The organism is Paenibacillus sp. FSL R7-0272 (genome assembly GCF_037969905.1).
GTDB lineage: Bacteria > Bacillota > Bacilli > Paenibacillales > Paenibacillaceae > Paenibacillus > Paenibacillus polysaccharolyticus.
Genome location: NZ_CP150221.1, coordinates 1,710,754 through 1,732,275, shown reverse-complemented (window position 1 = coordinate 1,732,275; position 21,522 = coordinate 1,710,754). Strand labels below are relative to the sequence as shown.

Sequence of the window (21,522 nt, the reverse complement as noted above, 5' to 3'; positions counted from 1 at the left end):
GAAATTATTTAGTAGGAGTTTCGAGAGACTCTATATGAAATAGTGCTTTTACATCTCACTTCATTTAAGAACGGTAGAAAGGAAATGTTCATGTATAACAATGCGGTAATAAACCTGGGAGCGAAATGTAATGCAGCCTGCGCCCATTGCTGCTTTTCTTGTTCTCCAGCATCCACTCAATCTATGGATCCAAATTACATAAGACAGCTTGCCCATGAATTGGCTGAAAATAAAAAAGTAAATTTGATTTCATTTACAGGTGGAGAGATTTTTTTGAACTATCCATTTTTACAAGAGCTATTAGAGATCATTAAACCTCATCAGAAGAGAATCACCCTTATTAGTAACGGCTTTTGGGGCATCAGTAGAAAAAAAACAGAACAGTATTTTAACGACATGGAGTATTACAATGTGACTAATCTAACCATAAGTTATGATGAATTTCATGAACCATACGTTAAAGCTGATGCCATTAAAAATATACTGGAATGTAGCAGAGACTTCTCTAGTACGAGCGTGGCGCTAAATATGGCTGTAACAAAAAGTAAAATGTCTAATCGTATATTAGAATATATGGGAGAATCTTTGCTTGGGATCAGAGTGACAAAGTTTCCACTCATGCCAGTTGGAGAAGCAAAGCATGAAGACCCGGACAGCTTTCAACATATTTATAAACTCAGTAACGAAAGGAGTTTGTATTGTCCTGGATTTGAAGTCGTGTATCATTTTGACGGTCAAATATATCCTTGTTGCTCGCCAGCAGTATTTGATACCAAATTGCATTTGAGAGAAAGCATGGACCAAACGTTTGACAGAACCATTGAAAAATTAAACTCCAATCTTTTATTTTACATTATGCGAAAGGAAGGATTTAAATGGTTCATTGATACAGTTCAGAGCAACCCTGAATTTAATCACATTGAGATCCCAGAACAATTTTCATCCATATGTAACATCTGCAACATTCTATTTAAAACGGAAGAGAATATTGATTTGTTAACACCATATATGATGAATTATTACGAGAGCATGGTATGAAGCAGTGTTTTACGTTTGAAAACGAAGAGTATGAAATTTTTGTAGAAAACGAAGTGTTTGTTAAAGATAAGTGCAAAAAAGAATTTTATAAGACAAGCATTATCAATTTGGATGAAACTTTAAAAGAGCAGTTGAGCGTATATAAGAGTAAAATTAATTCTGTAAATTTCACCATTTACATCACACTCTTTTTAGTACTGCTTGTGTCTAATCTTTATTTTATTCATTTTTTCGGTTATACATTTCCTAGATTTGAACATAACTTAATGAATTATTCTATTTTTGTTTCTTACATGATTTTCAATGTCTTTATTCATGAGCTAGGCCATATAAAATCCATGAATTTTTTCGGAAGAAAACATAACAAAGTTGGATTCAAAATGAACTTTTATGTTTTTCCTTCTTTTTATGTTCAACTAAACGATATTTATATGTTATCCAAAAAAGAAAAGCTCATTGTTCATTCAGCAGGCATTTACATAAATTTATTCATTATTTTAACGATCCAGATCATAAATACGTTTTTCTTGAAAATGGATATGTTATCGGTATCCTATATTTTCTTCTCTTTAGCTTTATTATGGAATGTAATCCCAGTGCTGAACTCTGATGGATACAAAATTTTACTTACAATCCTAAATAAAGATGAATTTGAAAACTCCAAGAAAAATCATTTCATCATTAAAATCATTCAGATTATCGGGGTTTTACTCGCCATACGTTCAGTATTATTGTGGTTTTAAGAGAGGAGGAATTCATGCCATGGTTTTAGATATAAATGGCTATACGTTAAGAATCAAAAATAATCTCTTGCTTGATCACGCACATTTACATTTTCAACCAGGTGGTGTCAATCATATTGTTGGGAAGAACGGTGTGGGGAAATCCAGACTGGCGAAAGATTTTATTCTAAATAAGAGCGGTTTTTTCCCGAAACACTTGTCCTCAAACCTAACCGTAATCTCAAGTTATTCTAATATACCTGAAGATATTTCCGCCAAATTGCTTTTTAAGATATTAATTAAAAGATATGATCGGATGATGTTGGATCAGCTTAGTGATTTATTGAATATTGAAAATATACCATCCAACATTCTCATTAAAAATTTAAGTGATGGACAGAAACAGAAGCTTAAGCTGGTATCATTTCTTTTAGAAAATAAGGAAATGATCATACTCGACGAGATCACTAATTCTCTAGATAAAACAACAGTCAATGAGATTCACCAATTTCTTAACATTTATAGCAGACAGCATCCAAACAAAATCATATTGAACATCACTCACAATTTATCAGATCTCAAAAACATCGAGGGAAGATACTTCCTCTTTCAAGACAAGAAGCTAGTGCAATACGAGAACAAAGATCAACTAATAAAAACTTATATTGAGGAATAATGACTATGATTGAATTTGCAAAAAGCCTATTTAATAAAGTATTTATGTTTCTAGCACTTATTTTTGTATTGTCGTTCTTAATCGGTTGGTTCCTTCCTATTGGTCTTGATAAAGTTACATCGCTAAGTTATCGAGAGTATCTCTTCAGTACCTATACTGTCTTTACTCAATTTGGATTTTTAATGTTCTCGTTTATCATTGCTTTCTTCGTGAATAAGGAATATTCGAATAAAACCATTCTGTTTTATAGGCTATTATCCTATGACAGTCTTAAATTCTTCTTGAATAAATTCGCCGTACTTTTTATTGAATCTCTTATTTTAATCACAATATTCCTTTCCGTTGTATCTATGGTGTATAAGGATTTTAGTCTGTTTTTTCTAATGTTGTTTTTGTTGACGTCTGTAGTCACACAATACATTCTTATCATTGGAACGATCAGTTTGCTTTCATCTAATATCTTGATGAGTATTGGTTTAAGTATTGTATACTGGATATTGAGTGTCGTTTTAGTAGCCAGTTCAGATAAATTAACATATGTTGCTGTTTTCGACGCTTCAAATTACCTTTATAGACACATCAACCAAGTGTTTGCACAAGGAAACAATTTCATTTCTTTAAGCAATGTATTAACGGTTATTGTGTATAATCTTATCTTATTTTTAGTGAGTGTTCTGATCGGCAAACTGATGAACAAACGTTGGTTAAAGCTTGGAATTGACTAAAAAGTTGATGTACACGTTGGAATTTGGGGCAATCTGATAGGAACTTTTTTACACAATTATGTGGATTGTCCCCTCTATAACAGGCAAAAGAAGCTCCAATGTGGCAACCCTCGCCATCCATTGCAAGCTCCCCTTCCCCTCCGTATGCCAGTAGCAGCACATTAGAAGTTACATTTATTTCTTTTAAAACGCTGCTCTTGCATCGGCATTTCTCTAATCTCCTGACAATAACATAGGTATAATCATTACTGTTGTCATTGTAGTTGAGATTCTTTCTCATTGTCAATTTTCGGACATTTGAGGCAATATTCCCCTGACATCTGGTACCAGAAACAGCAGGTGAGCCGATCACTTTTGGCAACATGCACATCGTTCTTACACTCGGTAAAGCGGGTCAACGGATTCTTTCTCTCACCAAACACTTGCCCGGACGCCATCTGCGTCAGATAGGCAAAATCCGCCTGAATTTGCTCTCTTTCCTGTTCCGTCTCACCTTCATCAGGAGCGAATAGTCGCCCGATCCGTACCATGATATTCTCCCAGAGAATACTCATCGAAAGAGGCGCAATCGCAGCAAGTGTCTTTAAGAGAGGTGTGAGCTGTACTGCAAACATCTCTTGGACTGCCTTTTCCCGCCAAACGTGTCTATCTCCCGTCAGCTCTTCAGCCCGAAGCTCGTTCACCGCCAGAAAAGGAAATCGTGTGCCCTTCTCATGTTCTTCGAGCTTCGGATGATAGAGAAAGCTGTTCTCCAGCTGAAAGGTTACATGCTGATGATGAAACGTCATCGCAGTCACGAGCGGAGTCGTCCATAGATAGCCAAGTCGCTTGGCTAACATGGAAGCGGCAACCTTCATGTCTGGTGCATCGATATAATGTTGAAACCAGCTGATATACTCTCGGCACGCCTCTTCGTCATGCAGCTCACTCAGCGCAATGCTACGGACACTATGTTCAGGCGGCTCGCCAAGCAAAATCGAATGATCCTCCACCGTCTCTTTCCATGCGTCTGTTGAGAGATATCGGCTCATATTAGTTCGATCCTAGCAGGGCTTCCGAAGCCTGATCTACAATTAGATTAATCGCAAGCGGTCCGTAGTATGCGATCCATAGTGTGGAGTTTACATCATACGTGCGGTTATTTTTTACAGCATCCAGAGACTTCCATACCGGATTATTCACCATCTCCTCAGCTTCTGCGGCAAACAGTTCATCCGACAGGACAAAATAACGATCTGCTCCAATTTCAGGGACTTTCTCCATCGAGATTTCTACGGAAGTATCATCCTTGATTCCTTCAACAAGTGCAGGCATTTTCAAGCCCAGGTCATTATACAGAATGCCGCCTGTACGGTGCTCGATGCCATGAACACGGATACCTTCTTTACGCGGACGAATCAATGCTACTGTCTCATCACCCAGCTTCTCAGCCAGTTTTGTTTTCATTCCTGCCACTTTCTCTTCATACGCTGTACGTACTTTCTCTGCCTCGTCTTGCTTGTCTGTAATTTTAGCTACTGTAGCTAACGTATCACGCCAGTCTTCGTAGAAATCGAGTACCAGGGTAGGTGCGATTTTGCTTACACTCTCATACTGCTTCTCTTGGAAGTCGGTCATGATGATCAGATCGGGGTCGAGTGCAACAATCGCTTCCAGGTTAGGCTCGTCCCGTGTACCCAGAACTTCAACGCCACTTGCCTGATCACCTAAGTATTCTGGAAAATCAGTGTTTCCTCCAGCGATAACACTACCTGCCGGCTTTTCGCCAACCGCTAACATTTGATCCAAAAACTTAACATCGAGCACGGCAACTTTCTTCGGTTTCTCGTTTAGAGTGATATCACCCTTCATACCCTTGATCGTTACTGGAAAAGCACCGTCGGTCTTCGTCTCCGTACTCGCAGGTGTATCCGAAGGTGTTGCCGCAGATTGTTTACCGCTATCTGTACCTGTTCCGGCACCGCACGCCGTCAGGACAAGAATCAGGGCCAACATCAAGCCCATCAGTAGTCGTGATTTGTGAGCAAGATAGCCTTTGCTTCCGGCTGCTTGCCCGTTTGTTCCTTGTTTCATTTGTAAATCCCCCTTATGTATACTAGTGATAATGATTTTCATTATCGAAACATAAAGAGAGTATAAACGATCTGTGTATCGTGTTACCATGTACTTTTGCGACATTTCAGTCGGACTAATGCGACATCGTCATTGATATTTTACCTACACCTATCCACTATCCGCCTTTTAATTTCTCAGCAATGTAAGCCTGAAGACGGTAAATGTCTGCAAGAAGTTCTTCTTCCTCCGGCGTATTGCCATACTCCCCCAGCCAGCGCGGTGTACGGAACTTCCAATCCTCTGTCAGGTATTGCTTTTCATCTCGATACTCCCTAATATGTCCCAGGAAATATTCCAGTGAGCCGAAGGATTGTTTCTGATTATCGTTAATGATGGATTGAGTATTCTCAATGATAGTATGTAACATTTGCTCAATATGCTCTTCTGGATTCATAGTGGATCTCCTCCAAAGGAATATTTTTAAGGATTTGTATCCAGATTTCGTTCAAGCATTGCTCCTATACGTTCAGACATTACGGAAGGTGGGAGAGGTCTTTCATGCGTAAACCACCATTCGACGACCCCAATGATCGCTCCCCCCACAAACTGAACCTCCACAATCTGGTCTTTCATTAATTCGGTGTTCATAACAGCTGGTTCGCTCTCGTTCCCGTTCTGTAATTCATGAATAAAAAAGTCCAGAAACTGCTTACGAAAAAAAGAACTGCCTTTACTCGCCAGCAATGCGTAGAAAAATAAAAAATGCTTCTCAAAATACTCAAACCACACGAATACCATGTTGTTATAACCCGTGTCCATCTCCGTAGATTCACAGATTTCACGCAAATTCTCAATATGCTCTGTGATGAGTTTATTCAGAAGATCGAATTTATCTGTGTAATGAAGATAGATCGTTCTGCGGCTGATATCCGCTTTGTCAGAAATGTCCTGGATCGTAATATGATCAAAATCTTTGTTCATCATCAGTTCAGTAACCGCCGTTTTGATCGCTTCTTGGGATTTGCGTATCCTTCGATCCACCTTTACCACCTTATATCACCCTTTTTCTTCATTGTTAATACACATTTTCAAACCATCTGTGCACAATTGCACGCAATCCAGCTTTTTAGCCATTGTAAGATTTTTATTTACGTATACCATTATACATAGTTGATAAATAATACACTACTGTGCATTAATTCACAGTGAGAAATGGAGTTTAACCATATGAAAATCGCAGTCATTGGGGCTACCGGAGGAACAGGAAAAAAAGTGATTGAACGCGCACTTGGATTAGGGCATGAAGTTATTGCCGTTGCTCGTCGTCCCGAAGCCATTGCTCCAATAGAAGGACTTACTGTTAGAAAAGGGGATGTGTTCGATTTACCTGTTATGATTCAGGCCATTTCAGGGGCAGAAGCTGTCATCAGTTGTATAGGCCCTCCCCTCAATGTATCATCCACCTCCGCCAAGAAGGGCTTGGGTAATCTCAGTGCCGGTTTAAGTACAATGAAGGCTAATTTCTCACCAGGTACGGTCATGTCTGTGGGAATTCCAAATATTATTTCGGCCTGTCAGCATACAGGGGTTAAACGTATGGTGATGCAGAGCGGCATTAATTTGAGCGATGGTAGAGAATTTTCTTATGTCAGCCGTCTCGCCGTGCATCTGATGCGCCGTATTTTTTGGAAGGCCATTCAGGATAAACATATCGCGGAACAAGCGCTCATCCAAAGTGATCTGGAATGGGTCATCATGCGTGCATCCGTGCTTCAGTATGCGGAAGGGAACTTGGAATATACGGCTGGTCCACTCGCTCGCATCAATCCAGTTGCTGCACTTCCTTTTGCAGATTGTGCTGACGGGCTAGTACGCGCGGCAGCCAGCCAGCCCGATTGGACCGGAAAAATTGTGAATATAGGGAGATAAGTCGTTCGGATTGGAGGTTCGTTTCATTTCTTATATACTCTATGTAGGTCTGTGTTAAAACAAAAGAATCGATGCCCCATAATAACTGAGACATCGATTCATATCATCTAACTATGAGGTGAATCATGAGTATGCGACTAAAAAGGAAGTATCTCACTATAGTGTTCACCGTTTCCATTATTGCTTTTCCTATTATCATTGGATTTTATATGTTCAACAAGGTTGTCGACCCGGAAGAGATAATGGTTACGAAGACTGACGTTTCTCCTGAGCTTATTACGATACAAGGTGGATTCGGAGACAGTATCAGCAAATATCACGGCTACAACATCTCACATCATGATCATTCACTATTCATCCAGATCAAAGGCAGCCAACTTCCGATTGGAGGTCATAACGACTTCAACATTTCATTCTCTAACACATATGGGAATATTGATGAAATCTACTTAGTAGGGCAGGACAACGCTAAAAGAAAGATTTGGCCTCAGACATAACGGATACCTGCCTTCCCGTCGCTCTCATCATTGCATTTCCTATTACTTCGCCTGCTTTTCAACCAACTCTTGTTTGATTCTGCCAATCTGGTCGAGATGGTTCTGCACATGAGCGACAAAAGCAGGAATGATTGCAGCTAGAGATACCGTCTCGCCTTTGAAGTTAATGCCGGTTTTCTCCCATTCTTCGTCGCTCAGCCGCTCCAGTAGTCCTGAGTTGTACTGCACCAGACCATTAGCAATCGTAAGCAACTGAGAAATCTGCTCCTCATTTGCCTTTTGTCCGGCAACCCATGCATCCTGGTTAAACCCAGGCAGCGTCGCTGGTGATCCCGCTAATATTTCACGGATGCGGAAGGATACGACGATACTGTGATCCACCAGATGTCCCAGCACTTCCGTAACACTCCAGGAGGAAGGAGAAGACTTCCACCTCAACTGCTGCTCGGTCAAACCTGCAATCTCCTGTTCAATCTCTTCATAAGCGTGTACATATGCCGATATAATGGATTCTGTCTTCACTGTTGTGTTCCCCATGATTACCGCTCTCCGATCTATATAAGTTTAACTACAATACGGATGATAGGATTTGCTATGTTTACACCAGTTCCCCCGTAAATGCTTCTTTCAGCAATTGGAATGAACGTGTTCGTTGTTCAAAATCGGGAATAATCGTTGTAAACACAAAGCTGTTTACGCCATATTCCTCCGACAGCTCAAGCAGTCGCTTCCGCACCGTTTCCTTGGTACCGCGTGTAATGTCCGCTTCGCGCTCCACCACCGTATACGTTTCTCCCGCCTGTCTTGCGAATTCTGCTGCTTGCTCCAACGTCTGCACATTCACGGTTTTGCCACTCGCCAGCGTTGCACGCACGGTTTTGTGCTGTCCCGCCAGCGCATTTGCCTCTTCTTCCGTATCTGCCGCTATGACCGACAAGGCCAGAATGGCTTCAGGCTCTCCGCCATGTTCGGTGTTAAACTGCGTGCGGTACGTATCCAGTGCGATGCGTGCCGTTTCGGGATCACTGTTGATAAACAGCGCAAACGCATAAGGTAGCCCCTGCTTGGCTGCCAGTTCCGCACTTGAAACACTCGTGCCCAGCATATAAATACGTGCCGGTTGACCTGGTAACGGATGCGCTGTGAGTCCTGGCTGCGCATGAGTTTCACTCGCCGGAGCGTTCAGGAAGTTTCTCAGTTCCACCAGTTTGTCATCCAGCGTTTCCGGCTCGGCGATTCCCTTTTGCAACGCCATTGTGGAACGAGGTAAGCCGCCTGGAGCTCGCCCAATCCCTAGTTCAACTCGTCCCGGAGCTAGTGTCGCGAGCACATTGAAACTTTCAGCCACCTTATATGGGCTATAATGCTGGAGCATGACACCACCGGAGCCGATCCGAATCTTTTGGGTCTGAGCAAGCAAATACGACACGAGCACTTCCGGCGATGATCCGGCAACCCCTTCCGAGTCGTGGTGCTCCGCTACCCAAAACCGGTCATATCCAAGTGATTCACCAAGCTTCGCCAGTTCTACGGTATTTTTCAACGCCTCCGTAGCCGACTGGCCTGGAAACACAATGCTCTGATCCAAAATCCCTAATGTAAATGACATATCTCTTCCCCCTTGGATATTCCTTCTTATGTTTCTGATCCCGTGTTCTTATATGGAATATGAAGTATCCGGTGTAATGCGTTTGAGAAACTGCTTCGTCCGTTCTTCCTTCGGATAGCGGAACAACTGCTTCGGCTCTCCTTCTTCCACAATGACCCCGCCATCCATAAATACAACATGGTTCGCCACTTCCTGTGCAAAACCCATCTCGTGAGTCACGATGATCATCGTGATGCCTTCCTCTGCAATCTGCCGAATTACCGCCAGCACTTCACCTACAAGTTCCGGGTCCAGCGCCGAAGTCGGTTCGTCGAACAAAATAACCTCTGGGTTCATCGCCAGGGCCCTGGCGATCCCGACACGTTGTTGCTGTCCACCTGAAAGCTGGCTAGGGTATGAATCGAGCTTGTTTCCGAGACCTACCTTTTCAAGCAAAGCGACACTCCGCGTCCGTGCTTCCTCTTTAGCCACTTTGCGGACAGCCACCAGTCCTTCCATTACATTTTGCAATGCTGTTTTGTGGCGGAACAGATTATATTGCTGGAAGACCATCGCTGATTTTTGGCGTAAGGCATGGATATCCTTTTTGGCGTGTTTGCCGTAATCCAAGTTGAAACCACCGAGTGTGATATGCCCGGAGTCTGGTTTTTCCAAATAGTTAATGCAGCGCAGAAGCGTTGTTTTGCCTGATCCACTCGGCCCCAGAATCGCAACGACCTCTCCACGTGCCACCTTCAGATCGATTCCTGACAACACCTTATTGTCTCCGAAGCTTTTGTGTATTTGCTTGAGTTCAATCATGACACGCCTCCCCGGTTGTACGATCTGAACCGCTTCTCTGCCACTGCGGTCAGTCTTTCAATCATGACGGTCAGACCCCAGAAGATGAGGGCTGCCGCCACATACGCCTCGAAAAATTTCCAGTTGGTCGATGCGACAATTTGCGCCTTGGCGTTAATCTCCACCACCGAGACCGCAAATGCCAGTGTAGATCCATGCAACATACCAATTAGCATGTTAGAAATGTTGGGTAGACTGGCTGCAAAAGCCTGCGGCAACACAATTCTGCGCAGTGCCTTCGCCGCTGTCATACCCAGTGAATACGCCGCTTCAATCTGACCACGATCCACCGCGAGCAAGCCGGATCTGACAATCTCTGATGCATAAGCACCAGCCGTAATCGAGAATGCCAGGTAAGCAAAACCGATCAATGGAATGGACGACGAGTTGAACCCAAGTCCGAGTGAGGAAGACACGCTGTCAATAATCATCGGCAGACCGAAATAGATCAGAAGCAGATGTGTGATCATCGGTGTACCGCGAATAAACGTAACGTAGGCAGTCGCCAGCTGGCTCAGTAAAGGAATCCTAAACTGACGGAGAAGGGCAACCGCTGTGCCGATGATAAAACCAAGCACCACCGAGACCACCGTGATCGCCAGTGTAGTCGGGATGACACCGAGAAGTTGCACGAACGCGGTCCATACAAAGGAAGCATCAAAGCTCATATCGGAGCAACCCCCCTCTTCTGCACTTTCCGCTCAAGTACACCGAACACCCGCTCCAGTACAAAACTCAAAACAAAATAAATGAGCGCCAGCGAAATATACGCTTCAATAAAATGACGAGAGATCGTTGCCAGCGTAGACGATTTGCCCGTCATCTCCATGACACCCACACTGAACGCAAGGGATGTGTCCTTCAAGCTGCCAATCACCATGTTGGCGAATATAGGCAGTGCCGTCACATACGCCTGTGGCAATACAATCCGGAAGAACGCTTGCGGGCCAGACATGCCTATGGCATAAGCAGCTTCTACCTGCCCCCGATCCACGGAGGCGACGGAAGCCCGAATCATCTCCACCATAAACGCTCCACTATTAAGGGAATAAGTCATAATGACAAAGTAGATGGCAGGTGCACGGTTCGCATTAATCCCGAACAAACCCAAAATTTCCGGCACGCCGTAATAGAACAAAAACAGTTGAATCAAGATCGGTGTTCCGCGAAAAAAGGACACATACAGCTTAGAAAGCTGTTTCAGCACCGGAATATGGTACATCTGCGGCAGCGCCGCGATGGAACCGATGATTAGACCAAGCACCATTGCACTAACGACGATGAGAAGCGTAGTACTGATGGTGGGTAGAAGCTTTACAAAGTAGTCGATGACGTAACTGAATTCAAATGGTGCACCCATCGCTGCGACCTGCCTTTCCTCTACGTGTTATTTCGTTTCCGATTGCGTAGCGTCAAAGCCAAGCCACTGCTCACTCAGTTTCTTCAATGTGCCATCTGCCTTGATTTCCTTGAGTGCTTCATCGATGCGATCCGCAAGTTTCTGTTCTTCAGGATCATCCTTACGGAACATAAACAGGGTATCCGATTCACTGAGTGGTGGACCGACCAGTTTCAGATCGCCGTTCGGATCAATGAGTGGGAGCGTAAAGTCCGCTGCTACAAACGCTGCAACCCGTCCAGCCTTGAGCTGTGCGATGGAATCGTTGGCCACACCGCTTGAATACACAATATCTAGTGCATTGTTGTTCTGCTTGTTGTAGTTTTCCAGCAAGATGGCTTGTGCGCTAGTTGCTGTCGTTAACACTTTTTTGCCTTTCAAATCATCAATGGAATGAATGGTGTTGTCATCTTTGAGAACCGCGATTTTGTTCTTCCAGTGGGAATATGCTTCTTTATTGAATAAATATTTCTGTTCGCGCTCCGGGTTTTTCTCCATCTGATGCGCGACCATGTCAATCTTGTTCGTTTCGAGGCTGAGCAACAAGTTCGTGAACTCCATCGTCTGCAGATCGAACTCGTAATCATCAAGCCGTTTATCAATTTCTCTGACGAGTTCTACATCATATCCCGTCAGCTTGTTATTTTCGTCAATAAAAGCGACATTCGGAAATTGGGTGCCTGTTCCCACAATAATCTTGGTTGGTTCTTTTGCTCCGCCAGCTCCCGATGCTGTTTTCGTGTCTCCCCCGGTACTGCATCCTGTCAGCGCTAATACGATTGCAGTTGTAAGTGTTAGAACAGACCATTTTTTCATGTTTTTCTCCCCCGTTATGTGTGCGATTATTTTAAACCACTAATTCTTACATGTTAACTAGGAATTAATTGATCTAAAAATAGCATTCCAACAGGAACATCGTCAACGGGTTTACTTATAGAACAATTCTATATATAAATAAAATATTCGATGGGTGCGATTACAACTCGCCTTAACATTACCATGAGTGTCCACTTGCAATAATATAGACGACTTCTACATTAAACCTGATTCATTATAGTTATCTAACGGTGATCTCGGAGAAACAATCAGGACCACCCGTCCAACGGGTGGTTTGCTCTTGGGGTATAACCCCCTGTTGCCAAACTGCGCCTAAAGACGCTAGCCTGACAGCAGGGCTGTTCAGGCTCATGGTTATTTGTCTCTTTCACTTACCAGTTAAACTGGTTTTACTTCTTTTTGCTCCGATTACTGCTGAATGGATCTTCGTATTCTTTTACACTCAGCTTATCTACTGCCTGGTCATGTGCTTCTTGCTCACGAATATACTTTCTTACGGTGGCTTCATTTAGACCCACTGTGCTTACATAGTACCCTTCGGCCCAGAATTTTCGATTTCCGTATTTATACTTAAGCTGGGCATGTTTTTCGAAGATCATGAGCGAACTTTTTCCCTTTAGATATCCCATAAACGTGGAGACCGCAATTTTTGGTGGTATGGCTACTAGCATATGGACATGATCGGGCATCATGTGGCCTTCTATGATTTCGACTCCTTTGTACTTGCACAAACGTTTGAAGATTTCGATTAAATCTCTTCTTACTTGATTATAAATTTCTTTCCGTCTATACTTCGGGGTGAACACAATGTGGTACTTACACATCCACTTTGTGTGAGCTAGGCTGTAGCTCTTGGTTGCCATGAATGACCATTCCTTTCTTTTTGAGCCTGAACATCTCAATTGTATTGGAATGGTCATGGTGGTCAAACCCTTAATCCCTCCACCCGCATAGCGGGTGGTTTTTTGTTTCGCGCGTTTCACGCACTCAACTGGCTAAAGCCATAAGCAAAAAACCTAACGAAGAATCGTTAGGTTCAACATGTCTAACATCCTTATGAAACTATAACTAGCCGCCCCTTCTCCTTCACTTATCTTCTATATAAGTTGGACTAAAGATGCTTACACGGAGCACTCCGACGACAGAATAACCTTCCCATCGCTGTTATCCCCGGATTTTTTTGATTCCCTTTTCTTCAACTTATATAGTTATCTTCGACTTAACTTCTTAAATGCCGAGTACTCTTGCCCGGAGTTCATATAACTTAGTATTTTTTCCGCACATGCAGCTGAACTGAGTTCTTCTGTATTCAATTCCAGATCATACTCATCGTAGGCGTATATGTAATCGAACTGGGAATGAGCAAGCCCGATCTCGCGATCCCCCCTGCTTTGCTCTCTTCTGGTAAGTTCTTCCTTGGAGCAATGAACACCAACAAACAATATTGGATAATCGGCAAGCAACTCATAAAAATCATTGAAAAACTTGTCATCGCTAATGACCGTATCCACAATTACATTCAGGCCGAGCTCCGAAAACAGTTTAATGGTTGAGTAGTACAATGAGCCAATCGGTCCAAATAGGATATCTGACATCACACCCGGCTCCACTTCTCTTGTTGGCTTCATATCCGGATATGTCGTATCGATGAACTGATCGTAATTTTAAAAAAATTGATCTACGGACAGATGATGCAGCGGCATTTCCCCCTGCTTTTTCATTTCCAGCGCAATGCTTGTCTTGCCTGAACTTGACGTTCCGTTTAAAAAGATAATGAGTCCTCGTTCCATATGGTTCACCCTTATCTATTAAATTGGTGTTGCCTAGCTGAGCCCTTCTCCCTTTAAGATATCCTTTGAAAATTGATCCACAGCGAGCCAGGTAGACACATCTTCTTCTACATACTTCTTCCATGCGATTACAACATGAATTTCACATATATCATCCGATTCCATCTGTGACATGGGCACACTAATCCCTTTTCCAGAACTACGGATGTACCCTTGTGCTTCAACATCAATACCTTCACCATAGGATTTCGGAATCCGATCCCCTTGGTTTCTCCTCATCATTAATAGCGTTCCGTCTTGTGTACCGATATGTAACTGATACGTTTCATTTTTATATTCAATCGCTTCGAGTCCTTCTCCAGTATCCGATCCACAGCTTGTCCAGTTATATCCCTCTTTCCACGAAGCCGTGAAGCTGCACTCATCAATCTGGTGATCATTCTTTGGTTTGATTCTGAATACAGCTCCCCAGCATTCATCTACTGCCTGATCGCAAGCAAGTTCTACATCCACTCTACAAATTGCGAGTTCGCAGTCCCATGAATCGTAGTCATACTTATACAACCACCCACCACTGTTGAGCTTGACGCAATCTGTTGCAAGATAGGATTGGTTGGAGACCGAAAGTAAGAATTCCACGGTGCCCAGAGGTGTACATATAGATGGCATCGCAGGCATCGCCTGTTGAACGATGGTTTCTTTTCCATGAAAAAGCTTCATGATTCTCTTTCCTTCCTAATATATTGTTTAAAATACACCCTGAACACATCATAGATCTCCTGCATTTCCATGATCTCGTTCCGAAACGTATCCCGAATCTCTTCACTTTGTTTGTGCTCAAGCTCCACATCGAAATCTTCAGCCTCGTATTTATTTAATAATTCATAGAAATATTCGCACTCCACTTTCACTGCCTGGTAAAGATCAGCATACTGTCCGGAAGCGAGCAGAAAGCTGGCCCAGGATATTTCTCTTCGATCGTACTTCATATACAAACAAGCGATGTAATGATCGTATAATGAGTTAAGATATTCATCGACGAAAGGTTCGGAGTGAATATATCTGTTAACGATTCCAATCGCGTCACCTTGATATTTCACTGTTGCTAATTCAATGATCCAGTATGGTGGCTTCTCATATTCCAGAATAATGTCATCACAAAAGAGTTGAAAGTGTTTGTACCAGATTAATTTACTCTCAAGCATGATCCCCAGCTTACAAGCAAACTCTTTGGTAGGTTCAATCTTCATAAATATATACTCCTTCTATACGCTCTAGTAGGATCAACGCTTGCCAATGAATAATGTCGTCTTAGTCCAATGAAGATTATACCCATAACGGTACAGCTCAAAGTATGGATACAGGCAGTTTTCTACTTCCTGCAAACCTTCATAACGGGGCCATTGCAAGTAATACGCTACCCAATAATCACAAGCAATAGAATAATAGGCTTCGCTTAGGATTTCAATCGCTTCATCGTAGTCACTGCGAGAACTAAGGAGATCTCCGAGAGCTTCATAAACTGCCTCGCTATCTTCTTCGTCCGTGCCTTGGATGGCTCTTTGCTCTAACTTGCCAAGTTCACCCTGCGGTAACACAACCACTTCCTTCACACAGGCCAGATCTTGTAATGCTTCCTGAGCGATATCCGCTGATTCGTCATCTTCTGGCACAATGGAGAACAGAGTTTTTAAGCCTGCAATTAGCTCCTGACCCAGTTTTCGCAACGTTTCTTCGGGAGCAACCTCATGTCCACCATTGAAATACCCTGGCACATATTCACCGGTGAAGTCGCCAGGATTCAACATCTCATAGATTGGACGTATTCGGTCCAGAAAACGCTCACCGCCTGGAATCGGCTCAAACACTCGGTCAATACCCTCTCCCGATGGCATAAACCATTGAAAGAAGCCGTAAAGATGGTCTGCGTCAACCTGCTCATCCACTGCTGGTTCGAACTCTTCCCCGCCCATGGCTAATAAATAACGACCATAATCCTGCTGATCCATCCATATTCTCTCCCCTCATTTTTAAGCAGCCCTACCACTCTCTTCATTCTTCCGTAATATCTTCATCCTCCTTAATGTGCGAACCAGCCAATCTAGCCGCCTGCCATCGGAATCATCTCCTATTCTTCCCACAGTCTAGTGACATTCTCTAATCTCATCCCGTCAAATTGCAATTGATAGATATCCGGTTTCTTCATCTGATTGATAAAGTCCACTCCGTACGTTGGATCAAAGGCATTTATCATTAACGTCATGACATGTCCGTGTGTGCCGATCGCTACTTTTTTCCCAGAATACTCTTTTAAAATCTGTTTCAAACCGCTCACAGCTCTATGCTGGCACACCTTGTTAGACTCGCCTCCGGGCAATGCATACTCAGGGTCAGCAAACATTCTTTCCGTAATCGCGCTAAAATCCTCATCCTCAACAGCCTCATCTGAAAAATGCCTTTCTCGGAGATCCTCCATGAGCTGGATATCTACCCCTAAAGCTGTTGCCAGCCCCTCCAAAGTTAGAACAGCCCTGGCATACGGGCTTGAAATGATGGTATGTATTCCTTCTTCCTTTAATATCTCGGTTACTTTGGCCGCATTCTCCCTGCCCTTCAAGGTGAGTCCTCTTGTTCTTTCCGTTCCTTCATTGTAAGGGGACTCGGCATGCCTAACCATATAGATGATCGTTTTCATACGCTCCTCCTTTGGTTTCATCTCCTAAATCCATTCATCTATCAGTTTTTACTCCTATAAATAATTTGCAATAATTCTCATTTATGTAATAGTAGAAGTGGAGAAAAGAATATCTAAGAGAGGATAAGCTAATGTTTTCATTTCAAAAAAAATCTGTTCTGATATGCGTTGTATGCATAGTCGTCGTCACTGTATCAATCATCACATATATGAATGTTCAATCCAAACCGGAGCAAAACGTTTATACCGTAGTCCATCTACCGGCCAACTCCATCACCTTCAGTGAAGTGGAAAAGCTCGATGCGTTTGCTGAATTAATCGTGATTGGATATGCAACAGACGGGTTTGCGGATCGTGAGCATGTCATAACTGCATTTGATGATGGAACCATGCAATCCTTCCACACTAATACCAACATCAAGATTGAGCAAATAGTAAAGAAACCTGAGGATTTCCCTTCAGATCAGAATGAATTAACCATCATTGAACCTGTTAGCTTGGATGGAGATATTAAGTATACAGCGAATGATTATGTAGAACTACAGCAGGGTGAGACAAGTGTGATTTTTTTGCTGAGAAATTCCTATGGTGATTACGGTTTGATTAATGATAACTTGGGAAAATTCAGCTTGGAAGGCATAAGCCAATATAGCTTACCTGAGTCCTCCTCATCACAACAATTATCTGAGTATTCGACGTTCCGTGACTTCGTTATGAAAAAGTACAACCTGAATCAGGATTACTAACCATGTGACTCTATCTTATCCCTCCAATGGGCCTTTATCGATGAATTAACATCGAATTGGAGTTAGCCCCAACGTTGGGGCTTTTTCATTTGGATTTATTTATACCTTGGTTATCGCAGCAGATTTCACAATCGTTTATTCCGATCATACTCCGTCAATTTCTCCTCAATACATGTCCAGGCGCTGTTCAGATCACGGTGCACCCAGTCAATGTCCTCGGTGGTCTGATCACTGTATACCCCTAATATTAACGTTCTGATCGCTTCTTCCGAGTGCTCGCCTACAATAAGTGCTACAGGAAAAGGGAGGTTACGATACTGATCCTCACCAATATAGAACACATCTTCTAACTGATCTCCCCATTCATAGGTTAGTTCACTGAAATCAAGGATCAACCCCGCTGGTTCCCAGGCTTCCAACACTGCTTTGCCTATTGCACACATATAGATGGCATCTGAATTCCCACCAGAACCATATCCATATTCACCCACGAACTTTAGAATCATGATCTTGCAATATTTCACTGCCTCGGAATCTCCAATATGGACTTCATATTTCAAATCACTAAGCTCTTCCAGCTTCAACTGCTTGGTTACAATATCCATGATACCCTCCATATATAGCTACTTACATCCTCCATCCACCTCATGACAAGGCACATCTGATCGCTGAACTCAGTCATGATGAGTTGCTATTTTTCCATATAATTGTAAACATTAAAATCATTATACTTCACATAAAACCCTTCCTTGATAAGCTTCTGTTGTTCCTCCTCAATTCCAAAGGAAAATGCTGCACCTGGACCAAGTCCTGTTTGACTTACTGCGATTTCTTCACCATTTGTATCGTACAATTTCACATTTGTATCCGTATAAGTTTGAATTCCCTCTTCAGTAAAGTATCCATTATATATAAATGCTCCCGAAGGATTGTTCATATTAAAGATCGTTCTAAACGAAAAATAAATATCGTTACCTCTGTTTACCACATCCAGTAGCAGAGTCGAGTTGTGGATCTCGGCTGCTTGGATATCTTTTTTCATGGGTTCATCGACATTAAAATTAATCCATTCGGGTTTCACAAAAATTTCAACAGGAATATGTTCTGATCTCAGCGTGACGGTATACCCATCTTGGTTCAAAACCTTCTCTGTTATTGCCTCGCTTGGGGAGTCTGACTTGTAATATTGATAAATAAATATTGCTGCTATAATCAGGATAACCGTTGAAAGTAATACCCATCTTCTGTTATTCATATCTGTTCCTTTCCTTTTCGATGCTTAACTAAGACTATATGCTCATCCCTTCAGCCATTTGAATTAAAGTTGCTGCGGACTGTTGCTGCCCGATCAGTTCATACTGCAGCGCCTTTCCGCTGCTTCCAACCTCAATCCAGATCAACCGGTCCATTCCGTGATTCGAAAAATAAAATGCTTCTGCGCCCCGAACGCGTAGCGGTTTCACCTGAGACAATTCATCCTCGGACAGGTAAATTCGGCTTTTGGTTGTGCCAAAAATGTGAAGGGTCAGTGCCCCTTCTCCTTGATACTGGATTCGGATACCTACAAGTTTGTTGTTTGGATGCAAATCGCGGATCACGACCTGCTGTCCTGTGGTTCTGCTCTCTTCAGCCATAGCTTCAATCTCATCCGGTGTCAGATTATCGAATCCATAATAGACCTGAACGCTCTCAACCCCCGCATGGGCCGGAAACTGCGGCTGCCACTCCGTCAGCGTTTCCTTCAACTGCTCCAGTCCGTGCCCCCATTCAACGGCAGCATAATTCGTCTGCTGGGTGAATTGGTGCTCTCCAGCATTTGCAATGTAAATGGCCTTTCCATCCCCGGGTTTCAGAGTACGTATAATTTGATCTACGACGTAATCACTTTCCTGCGCTTCCATCTGAATTCTACCAAGAAAATCACCATTTTGATTATTAATATCCAACCATGATCACCCTCCAACGTAGCTATGTTTGATCCATCCGATTTATCAGGCCTAATCAATTAAACCCACCCATGCTGTATCACATATGTAATACAAATCCTGTCTTCCTACCCTTTTTAAACCCTGCTCTCGCATAAAAACGATGCACTTCTTCTCGCTGAGAACCCGTCATTAACATCAACTTATAACAGTGCTTTTGCTCGGCGATATCCTTGGCCTTTTCAAGTGCCAGTTGACCAAACCCCCGCCTCCTGTAATCCTTATGCGTTATTACATTTTCGATCAATCCATAGGGTCTAGCATTTCTAGTCAGATTTTTAATAATAACTACAATACAAGAAGCAACAAGTACACTTTCATGTTCCACAACAACAATGTGCATATTCTTGTCCTGCAGCATTTCAGCCCAATGATCTGCCAAACCTTGATCTCTGTTTAGTTCAGGATCATTCGGTTGAAGAAACGTATACAGCAATAACAAATCCTCTAATTCATCTTCACGAATCAAACGAGCTTGAGTCACACCATCCCACCTTCTTTTACACCCAATTATCTATTATTTATTCAAATATCTCTTCGTGACGTTGCTGCCCCGGTTCACTCAACATTTAATCATCGTTCATAATAAAACATGACATTTCTTCTCTATCTTGTCAATTCAGAAAGTCCAGTTTCGCTTGCGTCAGGATTTTTTGTCAAAGGTGAAGCGTGGCGCGTCTATGGATAGGTAAGCCGCATAGGGGCGACTTGCTGCTCTAGTTGGTAGCACCTTATGAAGAAGCCCCGCGACAATGAATCGCGGGGTTCATGTTTAACATCACAGTTGTATGGATGAGATGTCAGCATAGATGTGACTATTTTAAAAGATGACATCCATGGTTCAGTTTTTTATTCTATTTTCATTGTTGATTACCCTTTATCTCCTGAACAACTTTAAATGCACACTTCAAGCAACTCAATAGATTTAATTCAATGCCCGTCTTTTCTCTAAATGTTGTATAAATGATTTGAGCTATTTGAGTTTCGTTCGTTGCTGCGTTTACTTGTTTGCATATCACTTTTATCTCAATATCATATTCATTACTTGGTGCCCCACCAGCCAGAAGTGCAAGTGGGTCCCATGCGTTGATAATCCTTGTGAGTATTTCTTCAGTCTTCAAATAGACCTCCATATTAAATTTTATAATTTCATATTATTTCTCATTATTTTTTCTAAATATTCTCTCAATCACGTTGCTTTTTTTCTTAATGACAGGTTCATCCTGGAACTTTGCGCTAAGCCAGAATGAACCAGAAATAATGCCACCGACTATCATTTCCTTGTTAACGAGTTCTTGATCAATGACAACATCAATCTCCCCACCTAATGTTCTGACTAATGCCCAGGTGAAACGTAGCTTCGACTGCTCATTAGCAATCTCTGCCGTTTCTACGATTCGCCCAGTAAAAATGGCTGTTGCACTTGGCGTACCTTCACTATCAAATAGTCCGGATGGGATAAAAGATTCCACTGCAAATTTCAATTCACTATCTTGGGACAGGTTAAACTCTTCTTCATCTTTATAGATCGTCACTTCATGTGCGAATGCAGATAATTGTACATGTATACTCTGAGGAGTCAGAATTTGCCCGTAGACGCCTCGGTTAGGTACATCAAAAACGAATGGATAGCTCCCAGATTCCATCGAATCATCGGGTTCAGCCCAAGCATGAAAACTGCCATCTAGTTTATTGTTTTCGTCTGGCTTTAATTCTGCAGTAAGTCCGATATTCATACGAGATAAACCTGAAAAATGTGGATTCAATCCGATAACCTGATTTTTTTTATCTATTTGAAGCCATATCTCAATCCCTTCTCCTGCCAGAGCAAAAGCATATTGCCCATGTTTAGCTTTAATTCTGGTTCCTGTTGAGAGTGCATACTCGGCGATATTTTCAAAATCTTCTGGAGAATGTACACGAAATCCCAATGTGGTCATATGATTTACCATTTATGCATAACTCCTTTGTATATTTAC

General features: G+C 42.5%; 28 protein-coding genes and 1 pseudogene. 7 read left to right on the top strand and 22 right to left on the bottom strand.

What is annotated here, in order from left to right; translation table 11 throughout:
• Positions 1-90 precede the first annotated feature (90 nt).
• From MKY23_RS07620 to MKY23_RS07605, 4 genes are all read left to right on the top strand, one after another.
• A complete protein-coding gene (locus MKY23_RS07620; RefSeq protein WP_090921900.1) occupies positions 91-1,038 on the top strand; it encodes a YydG family radical SAM peptide epimerase in 948 nt (315 codons plus the stop codon).
• Positions 1,035-1,781, top strand: coding sequence for a peptidase (locus MKY23_RS07615; protein ID WP_339836880.1), 747 nt, complete (start codon positions 1,035-1,037; stop codon positions 1,779-1,781). The genes MKY23_RS07620 and MKY23_RS07615 overlap by 4 nt, the downstream gene beginning before the upstream one ends.
• 19 nt (positions 1,782-1,800) lie before the next feature.
• A complete protein-coding gene (locus MKY23_RS07610; RefSeq protein ID WP_339836877.1) occupies positions 1,801-2,436 on the top strand; it encodes an ATP-binding cassette domain-containing protein in 636 nt (211 codons plus the stop codon).
• A 464-nt stretch (positions 2,437-2,900) separates the two neighbouring features.
• Positions 2,901-3,161 (top strand): hypothetical protein, encoded by a 261-nt coding sequence (locus MKY23_RS07605; protein ID WP_339836874.1) that lies wholly within the window; start codon positions 2,901-2,903, stop codon positions 3,159-3,161.
• A 254-nt stretch (positions 3,162-3,415) separates the two neighbouring features.
• On the opposite strand, the gene MKY23_RS07600 is transcribed toward MKY23_RS07605, so the two are convergent.
• The 4 genes from MKY23_RS07600 to MKY23_RS07585 all read right to left on the bottom strand — a co-directional run bounded on the left by MKY23_RS07600 (position 3,416) and on the right by MKY23_RS07585 (position 6,257).
• Positions 3,416-4,192: a (2Fe-2S)-binding protein gene (locus MKY23_RS07600; protein WP_339836871.1), complete on the bottom strand. Its 777-nt coding sequence runs from the start codon at positions 4,190-4,192 to the stop codon at positions 3,416-3,418.
• A 1-nt stretch (position 4,193) separates the two neighbouring features.
• Positions 4,194-5,234, bottom strand: coding sequence for an iron-siderophore ABC transporter substrate-binding protein (locus MKY23_RS07595; protein ID WP_339836867.1), 1,041 nt, complete (start codon positions 5,232-5,234; stop codon positions 4,194-4,196).
• A gap of 157 nt (positions 5,235-5,391) precedes the next feature.
• The gene (locus tag MKY23_RS07590; RefSeq protein WP_339836864.1) at positions 5,392-5,670 is read right to left on the bottom strand and encodes a hypothetical protein; all 279 of its coding nucleotides are present in this window, start codon (positions 5,668-5,670) and stop codon (positions 5,392-5,394) included.
• Positions 5,671-5,696: 26 nt separating this feature from the next.
• Positions 5,697-6,257, bottom strand: a complete 561-nt coding sequence (locus tag MKY23_RS07585) for a TetR/AcrR family transcriptional regulator (protein ID WP_312027576.1) — start codon at positions 6,255-6,257, stop codon at positions 5,697-5,699.
• Between the two features lie 186 nt (positions 6,258-6,443).
• Between MKY23_RS07585 and MKY23_RS07580 the strand changes: the two genes are divergently transcribed.
• Both MKY23_RS07580 and MKY23_RS07575 read left to right on the top strand, forming a co-directional pair.
• Positions 6,444-7,145, top strand: coding sequence for an NAD(P)H-binding protein (locus MKY23_RS07580; protein WP_221787071.1), 702 nt, complete (start codon positions 6,444-6,446; stop codon positions 7,143-7,145).
• Between the two features lie 125 nt (positions 7,146-7,270).
• Positions 7,271-7,642: a hypothetical protein gene (locus tag MKY23_RS07575; protein ID WP_221787074.1), complete on the top strand. Its 372-nt coding sequence runs from the start codon at positions 7,271-7,273 to the stop codon at positions 7,640-7,642.
• Between the two features lie 42 nt (positions 7,643-7,684).
• Here MKY23_RS07575 and MKY23_RS07570 read toward each other — a convergent pair whose 3' ends face one another.
• The 12 genes and pseudogenes from MKY23_RS07570 to MKY23_RS07515 form a co-directional block, all read right to left on the bottom strand.
• Positions 7,685-8,179 carry a DinB family protein gene (locus MKY23_RS07570; protein ID WP_221787080.1) on the bottom strand — a complete coding sequence of 165 codons (495 nt, stop codon included), beginning with the start codon at positions 8,177-8,179 and terminating at the stop codon, positions 7,685-7,687.
• A gap of 61 nt (positions 8,180-8,240) precedes the next feature.
• Positions 8,241-9,251 carry an LLM class flavin-dependent oxidoreductase gene (locus MKY23_RS07565; protein ID WP_221787082.1) on the bottom strand — a complete coding sequence of 337 codons (1,011 nt, stop codon included), beginning with the start codon at positions 9,249-9,251 and terminating at the stop codon, positions 8,241-8,243.
• A 48-nt stretch (positions 9,252-9,299) separates the two neighbouring features.
• Positions 9,300-10,052, bottom strand: a complete 753-nt coding sequence (locus MKY23_RS07560) for an amino acid ABC transporter ATP-binding protein (RefSeq protein WP_221787084.1) — start codon at positions 10,050-10,052, stop codon at positions 9,300-9,302.
• Positions 10,049-10,759: an amino acid ABC transporter permease gene (locus tag MKY23_RS07555; RefSeq protein WP_339836859.1), complete on the bottom strand. Its 711-nt coding sequence runs from the start codon at positions 10,757-10,759 to the stop codon at positions 10,049-10,051. The genes MKY23_RS07560 and MKY23_RS07555 overlap by 4 nt, the downstream gene beginning before the upstream one ends.
• Complete coding sequence (locus MKY23_RS07550) at positions 10,756-11,451, bottom strand: amino acid ABC transporter permease (RefSeq protein ID WP_339836856.1); 696 nt, start codon at positions 11,449-11,451, stop codon at positions 10,756-10,758. The genes MKY23_RS07555 and MKY23_RS07550 overlap by 4 nt, the downstream gene beginning before the upstream one ends.
• Positions 11,452-11,478: 27 nt before the next feature.
• Positions 11,479-12,306 carry a transporter substrate-binding domain-containing protein gene (locus tag MKY23_RS07545; RefSeq protein ID WP_339836852.1) on the bottom strand — a complete coding sequence of 276 codons (828 nt, stop codon included), beginning with the start codon at positions 12,304-12,306 and terminating at the stop codon, positions 11,479-11,481.
• A 410-nt stretch (positions 12,307-12,716) separates the two neighbouring features.
• Entirely contained in the window at positions 12,717-13,190 is a 474-nt protein-coding gene (tnpA, locus tag MKY23_RS07540; protein ID WP_138227108.1) for an IS200/IS605 family transposase, read from the bottom strand.
• A gap of 345 nt (positions 13,191-13,535) precedes the next feature.
• Positions 13,536-14,117: pseudogene (locus tag MKY23_RS07535) on the bottom strand (chemotaxis protein).
• A gap of 33 nt (positions 14,118-14,150) precedes the next feature.
• On the bottom strand, positions 14,151-14,837 hold the full coding sequence (locus MKY23_RS07530) for a hypothetical protein (protein ID WP_339836849.1): 687 nt from the start codon (positions 14,835-14,837) through the stop codon (positions 14,151-14,153).
• Positions 14,834-15,367 (bottom strand): hypothetical protein, encoded by a 534-nt coding sequence (locus tag MKY23_RS07525; RefSeq protein WP_339836846.1) that lies wholly within the window; start codon positions 15,365-15,367, stop codon positions 14,834-14,836. Before MKY23_RS07525 ends, MKY23_RS07530 begins: the two co-directional genes overlap by 4 nt.
• A gap of 33 nt (positions 15,368-15,400) precedes the next feature.
• On the bottom strand, positions 15,401-16,126 hold the full coding sequence (locus MKY23_RS07520) for a hypothetical protein (RefSeq protein ID WP_339836843.1): 726 nt from the start codon (positions 16,124-16,126) through the stop codon (positions 15,401-15,403).
• A 119-nt stretch (positions 16,127-16,245) separates the two neighbouring features.
• Entirely contained in the window at positions 16,246-16,812 is a 567-nt protein-coding gene (locus tag MKY23_RS07515) for a histidine phosphatase family protein (RefSeq protein WP_339836839.1), read from the bottom strand.
• A 209-nt stretch (positions 16,813-17,021) separates the two neighbouring features.
• On the opposite strand from MKY23_RS07515, the gene MKY23_RS07510 reads away from it, so the two are divergent.
• Positions 17,022-17,558, top strand: a complete 537-nt coding sequence (locus MKY23_RS07510; RefSeq protein ID WP_339836836.1) for a hypothetical protein — start codon at positions 17,022-17,024, stop codon at positions 17,556-17,558.
• A 125-nt stretch (positions 17,559-17,683) separates the two neighbouring features.
• Here the strand turns inward: MKY23_RS07510 and MKY23_RS07505 are convergent, their stop codons facing one another.
• From MKY23_RS07505 to MKY23_RS07480, 6 genes are all read right to left on the bottom strand, one after another.
• Complete coding sequence (locus MKY23_RS07505) at positions 17,684-18,163, bottom strand: hypothetical protein (protein WP_339836833.1); 480 nt, start codon at positions 18,161-18,163, stop codon at positions 17,684-17,686.
• Positions 18,164-18,249: 86 nt separating this feature from the next.
• Complete coding sequence (locus MKY23_RS07500) at positions 18,250-18,813, bottom strand: hypothetical protein (protein ID WP_339836830.1); 564 nt, start codon at positions 18,811-18,813, stop codon at positions 18,250-18,252.
• 34 nt (positions 18,814-18,847) lie between these two features.
• Positions 18,848-19,504 carry a hypothetical protein gene (locus MKY23_RS07495; protein ID WP_339836827.1) on the bottom strand — a complete coding sequence of 219 codons (657 nt, stop codon included), beginning with the start codon at positions 19,502-19,504 and terminating at the stop codon, positions 18,848-18,850.
• Between the two features lie 79 nt (positions 19,505-19,583).
• Positions 19,584-20,027: a GNAT family N-acetyltransferase gene (locus MKY23_RS07490; RefSeq protein ID WP_339836824.1), complete on the bottom strand. Its 444-nt coding sequence runs from the start codon at positions 20,025-20,027 to the stop codon at positions 19,584-19,586.
• 376 nt (positions 20,028-20,403) lie between these two features.
• A complete protein-coding gene (locus MKY23_RS07485) occupies positions 20,404-20,664 on the bottom strand; it encodes a hypothetical protein (RefSeq protein WP_339836821.1) in 261 nt (86 codons plus the stop codon).
• Between the two features lie 33 nt (positions 20,665-20,697).
• Entirely contained in the window at positions 20,698-21,495 is a 798-nt protein-coding gene (locus MKY23_RS07480; RefSeq protein WP_154958410.1) for a hypothetical protein, read from the bottom strand.
• Positions 21,496-21,522 lie beyond the last annotated feature (27 nt).

Excerpts from the sequence above, each read along its gene's own strand:
- MKY23_RS07620 (WP_090921900.1), top strand. The coding sequence starts at position 91 with ATGTATAACAATGCGGTAATAAACCTGGGAGCGAAATGTAATGCAGCC.
- MKY23_RS07615 (WP_339836880.1), top strand. The coding sequence starts at position 1,035 with ATGAAGCAGTGTTTTACGTTTGAAAACGAAGAGTATGAAATTTTTGTA.
- MKY23_RS07610 (WP_339836877.1), top strand. The coding sequence starts at position 1,801 with ATGGTTTTAGATATAAATGGCTATACGTTAAGAATCAAAAATAATCTC.
- MKY23_RS07605 (WP_339836874.1), top strand. The coding sequence starts at position 2,901 with ATGAGTATTGGTTTAAGTATTGTATACTGGATATTGAGTGTCGTTTTA.
- MKY23_RS07600 (WP_339836871.1), bottom strand. The coding sequence starts at position 4,192 with ATGAGCCGATATCTCTCAACAGACGCATGGAAAGAGACGGTGGAGGAT.
- MKY23_RS07595 (WP_339836867.1), bottom strand. The coding sequence starts at position 5,234 with ATGAAACAAGGAACAAACGGGCAAGCAGCCGGAAGCAAAGGCTATCTT.
- MKY23_RS07590 (WP_339836864.1), bottom strand. The coding sequence starts at position 5,670 with ATGAATCCAGAAGAGCATATTGAGCAAATGTTACATACTATCATTGAG.
- MKY23_RS07580 (WP_221787071.1), top strand. The coding sequence starts at position 6,444 with ATGAAAATCGCAGTCATTGGGGCTACCGGAGGAACAGGAAAAAAAGTG.
- MKY23_RS07575 (WP_221787074.1), top strand. The coding sequence starts at position 7,271 with ATGAGTATGCGACTAAAAAGGAAGTATCTCACTATAGTGTTCACCGTT.
- MKY23_RS07570 (WP_221787080.1), bottom strand. The coding sequence starts at position 8,179 with ATGGGGAACACAACAGTGAAGACAGAATCCATTATATCGGCATATGTA.
- MKY23_RS07565 (WP_221787082.1), bottom strand. The coding sequence starts at position 9,251 with ATGTCATTTACATTAGGGATTTTGGATCAGAGCATTGTGTTTCCAGGC.
- MKY23_RS07560 (WP_221787084.1), bottom strand. The coding sequence starts at position 10,052 with ATGATTGAACTCAAGCAAATACACAAAAGCTTCGGAGACAATAAGGTG.
- MKY23_RS07555 (WP_339836859.1), bottom strand. The coding sequence starts at position 10,759 with ATGAGCTTTGATGCTTCCTTTGTATGGACCGCGTTCGTGCAACTTCTC.
- MKY23_RS07550 (WP_339836856.1), bottom strand. The coding sequence starts at position 11,451 with ATGGGTGCACCATTTGAATTCAGTTACGTCATCGACTACTTTGTAAAG.
- MKY23_RS07545 (WP_339836852.1), bottom strand. The coding sequence starts at position 12,306 with ATGAAAAAATGGTCTGTTCTAACACTTACAACTGCAATCGTATTAGCG.
- tnpA (WP_138227108.1), bottom strand. The coding sequence starts at position 13,190 with ATGGCAACCAAGAGCTACAGCCTAGCTCACACAAAGTGGATGTGTAAG.
- MKY23_RS07530 (WP_339836849.1), bottom strand. The coding sequence starts at position 14,837 with ATGAAGCTTTTTCATGGAAAAGAAACCATCGTTCAACAGGCGATGCCT.
- MKY23_RS07525 (WP_339836846.1), bottom strand. The coding sequence starts at position 15,367 with ATGAAGATTGAACCTACCAAAGAGTTTGCTTGTAAGCTGGGGATCATG.
- MKY23_RS07520 (WP_339836843.1), bottom strand. The coding sequence starts at position 16,126 with ATGGATCAGCAGGATTATGGTCGTTATTTATTAGCCATGGGCGGGGAA.
- MKY23_RS07515 (WP_339836839.1), bottom strand. The coding sequence starts at position 16,812 with ATGAAAACGATCATCTATATGGTTAGGCATGCCGAGTCCCCTTACAAT.
- MKY23_RS07510 (WP_339836836.1), top strand. The coding sequence starts at position 17,022 with ATGAATGTTCAATCCAAACCGGAGCAAAACGTTTATACCGTAGTCCAT.
- MKY23_RS07505 (WP_339836833.1), bottom strand. The coding sequence starts at position 18,163 with ATGGATATTGTAACCAAGCAGTTGAAGCTGGAAGAGCTTAGTGATTTG.
- MKY23_RS07500 (WP_339836830.1), bottom strand. The coding sequence starts at position 18,813 with ATGAATAACAGAAGATGGGTATTACTTTCAACGGTTATCCTGATTATA.
- MKY23_RS07480 (WP_154958410.1), bottom strand. The coding sequence starts at position 21,495 with ATGGTAAATCATATGACCACATTGGGATTTCGTGTACATTCTCCAGAA.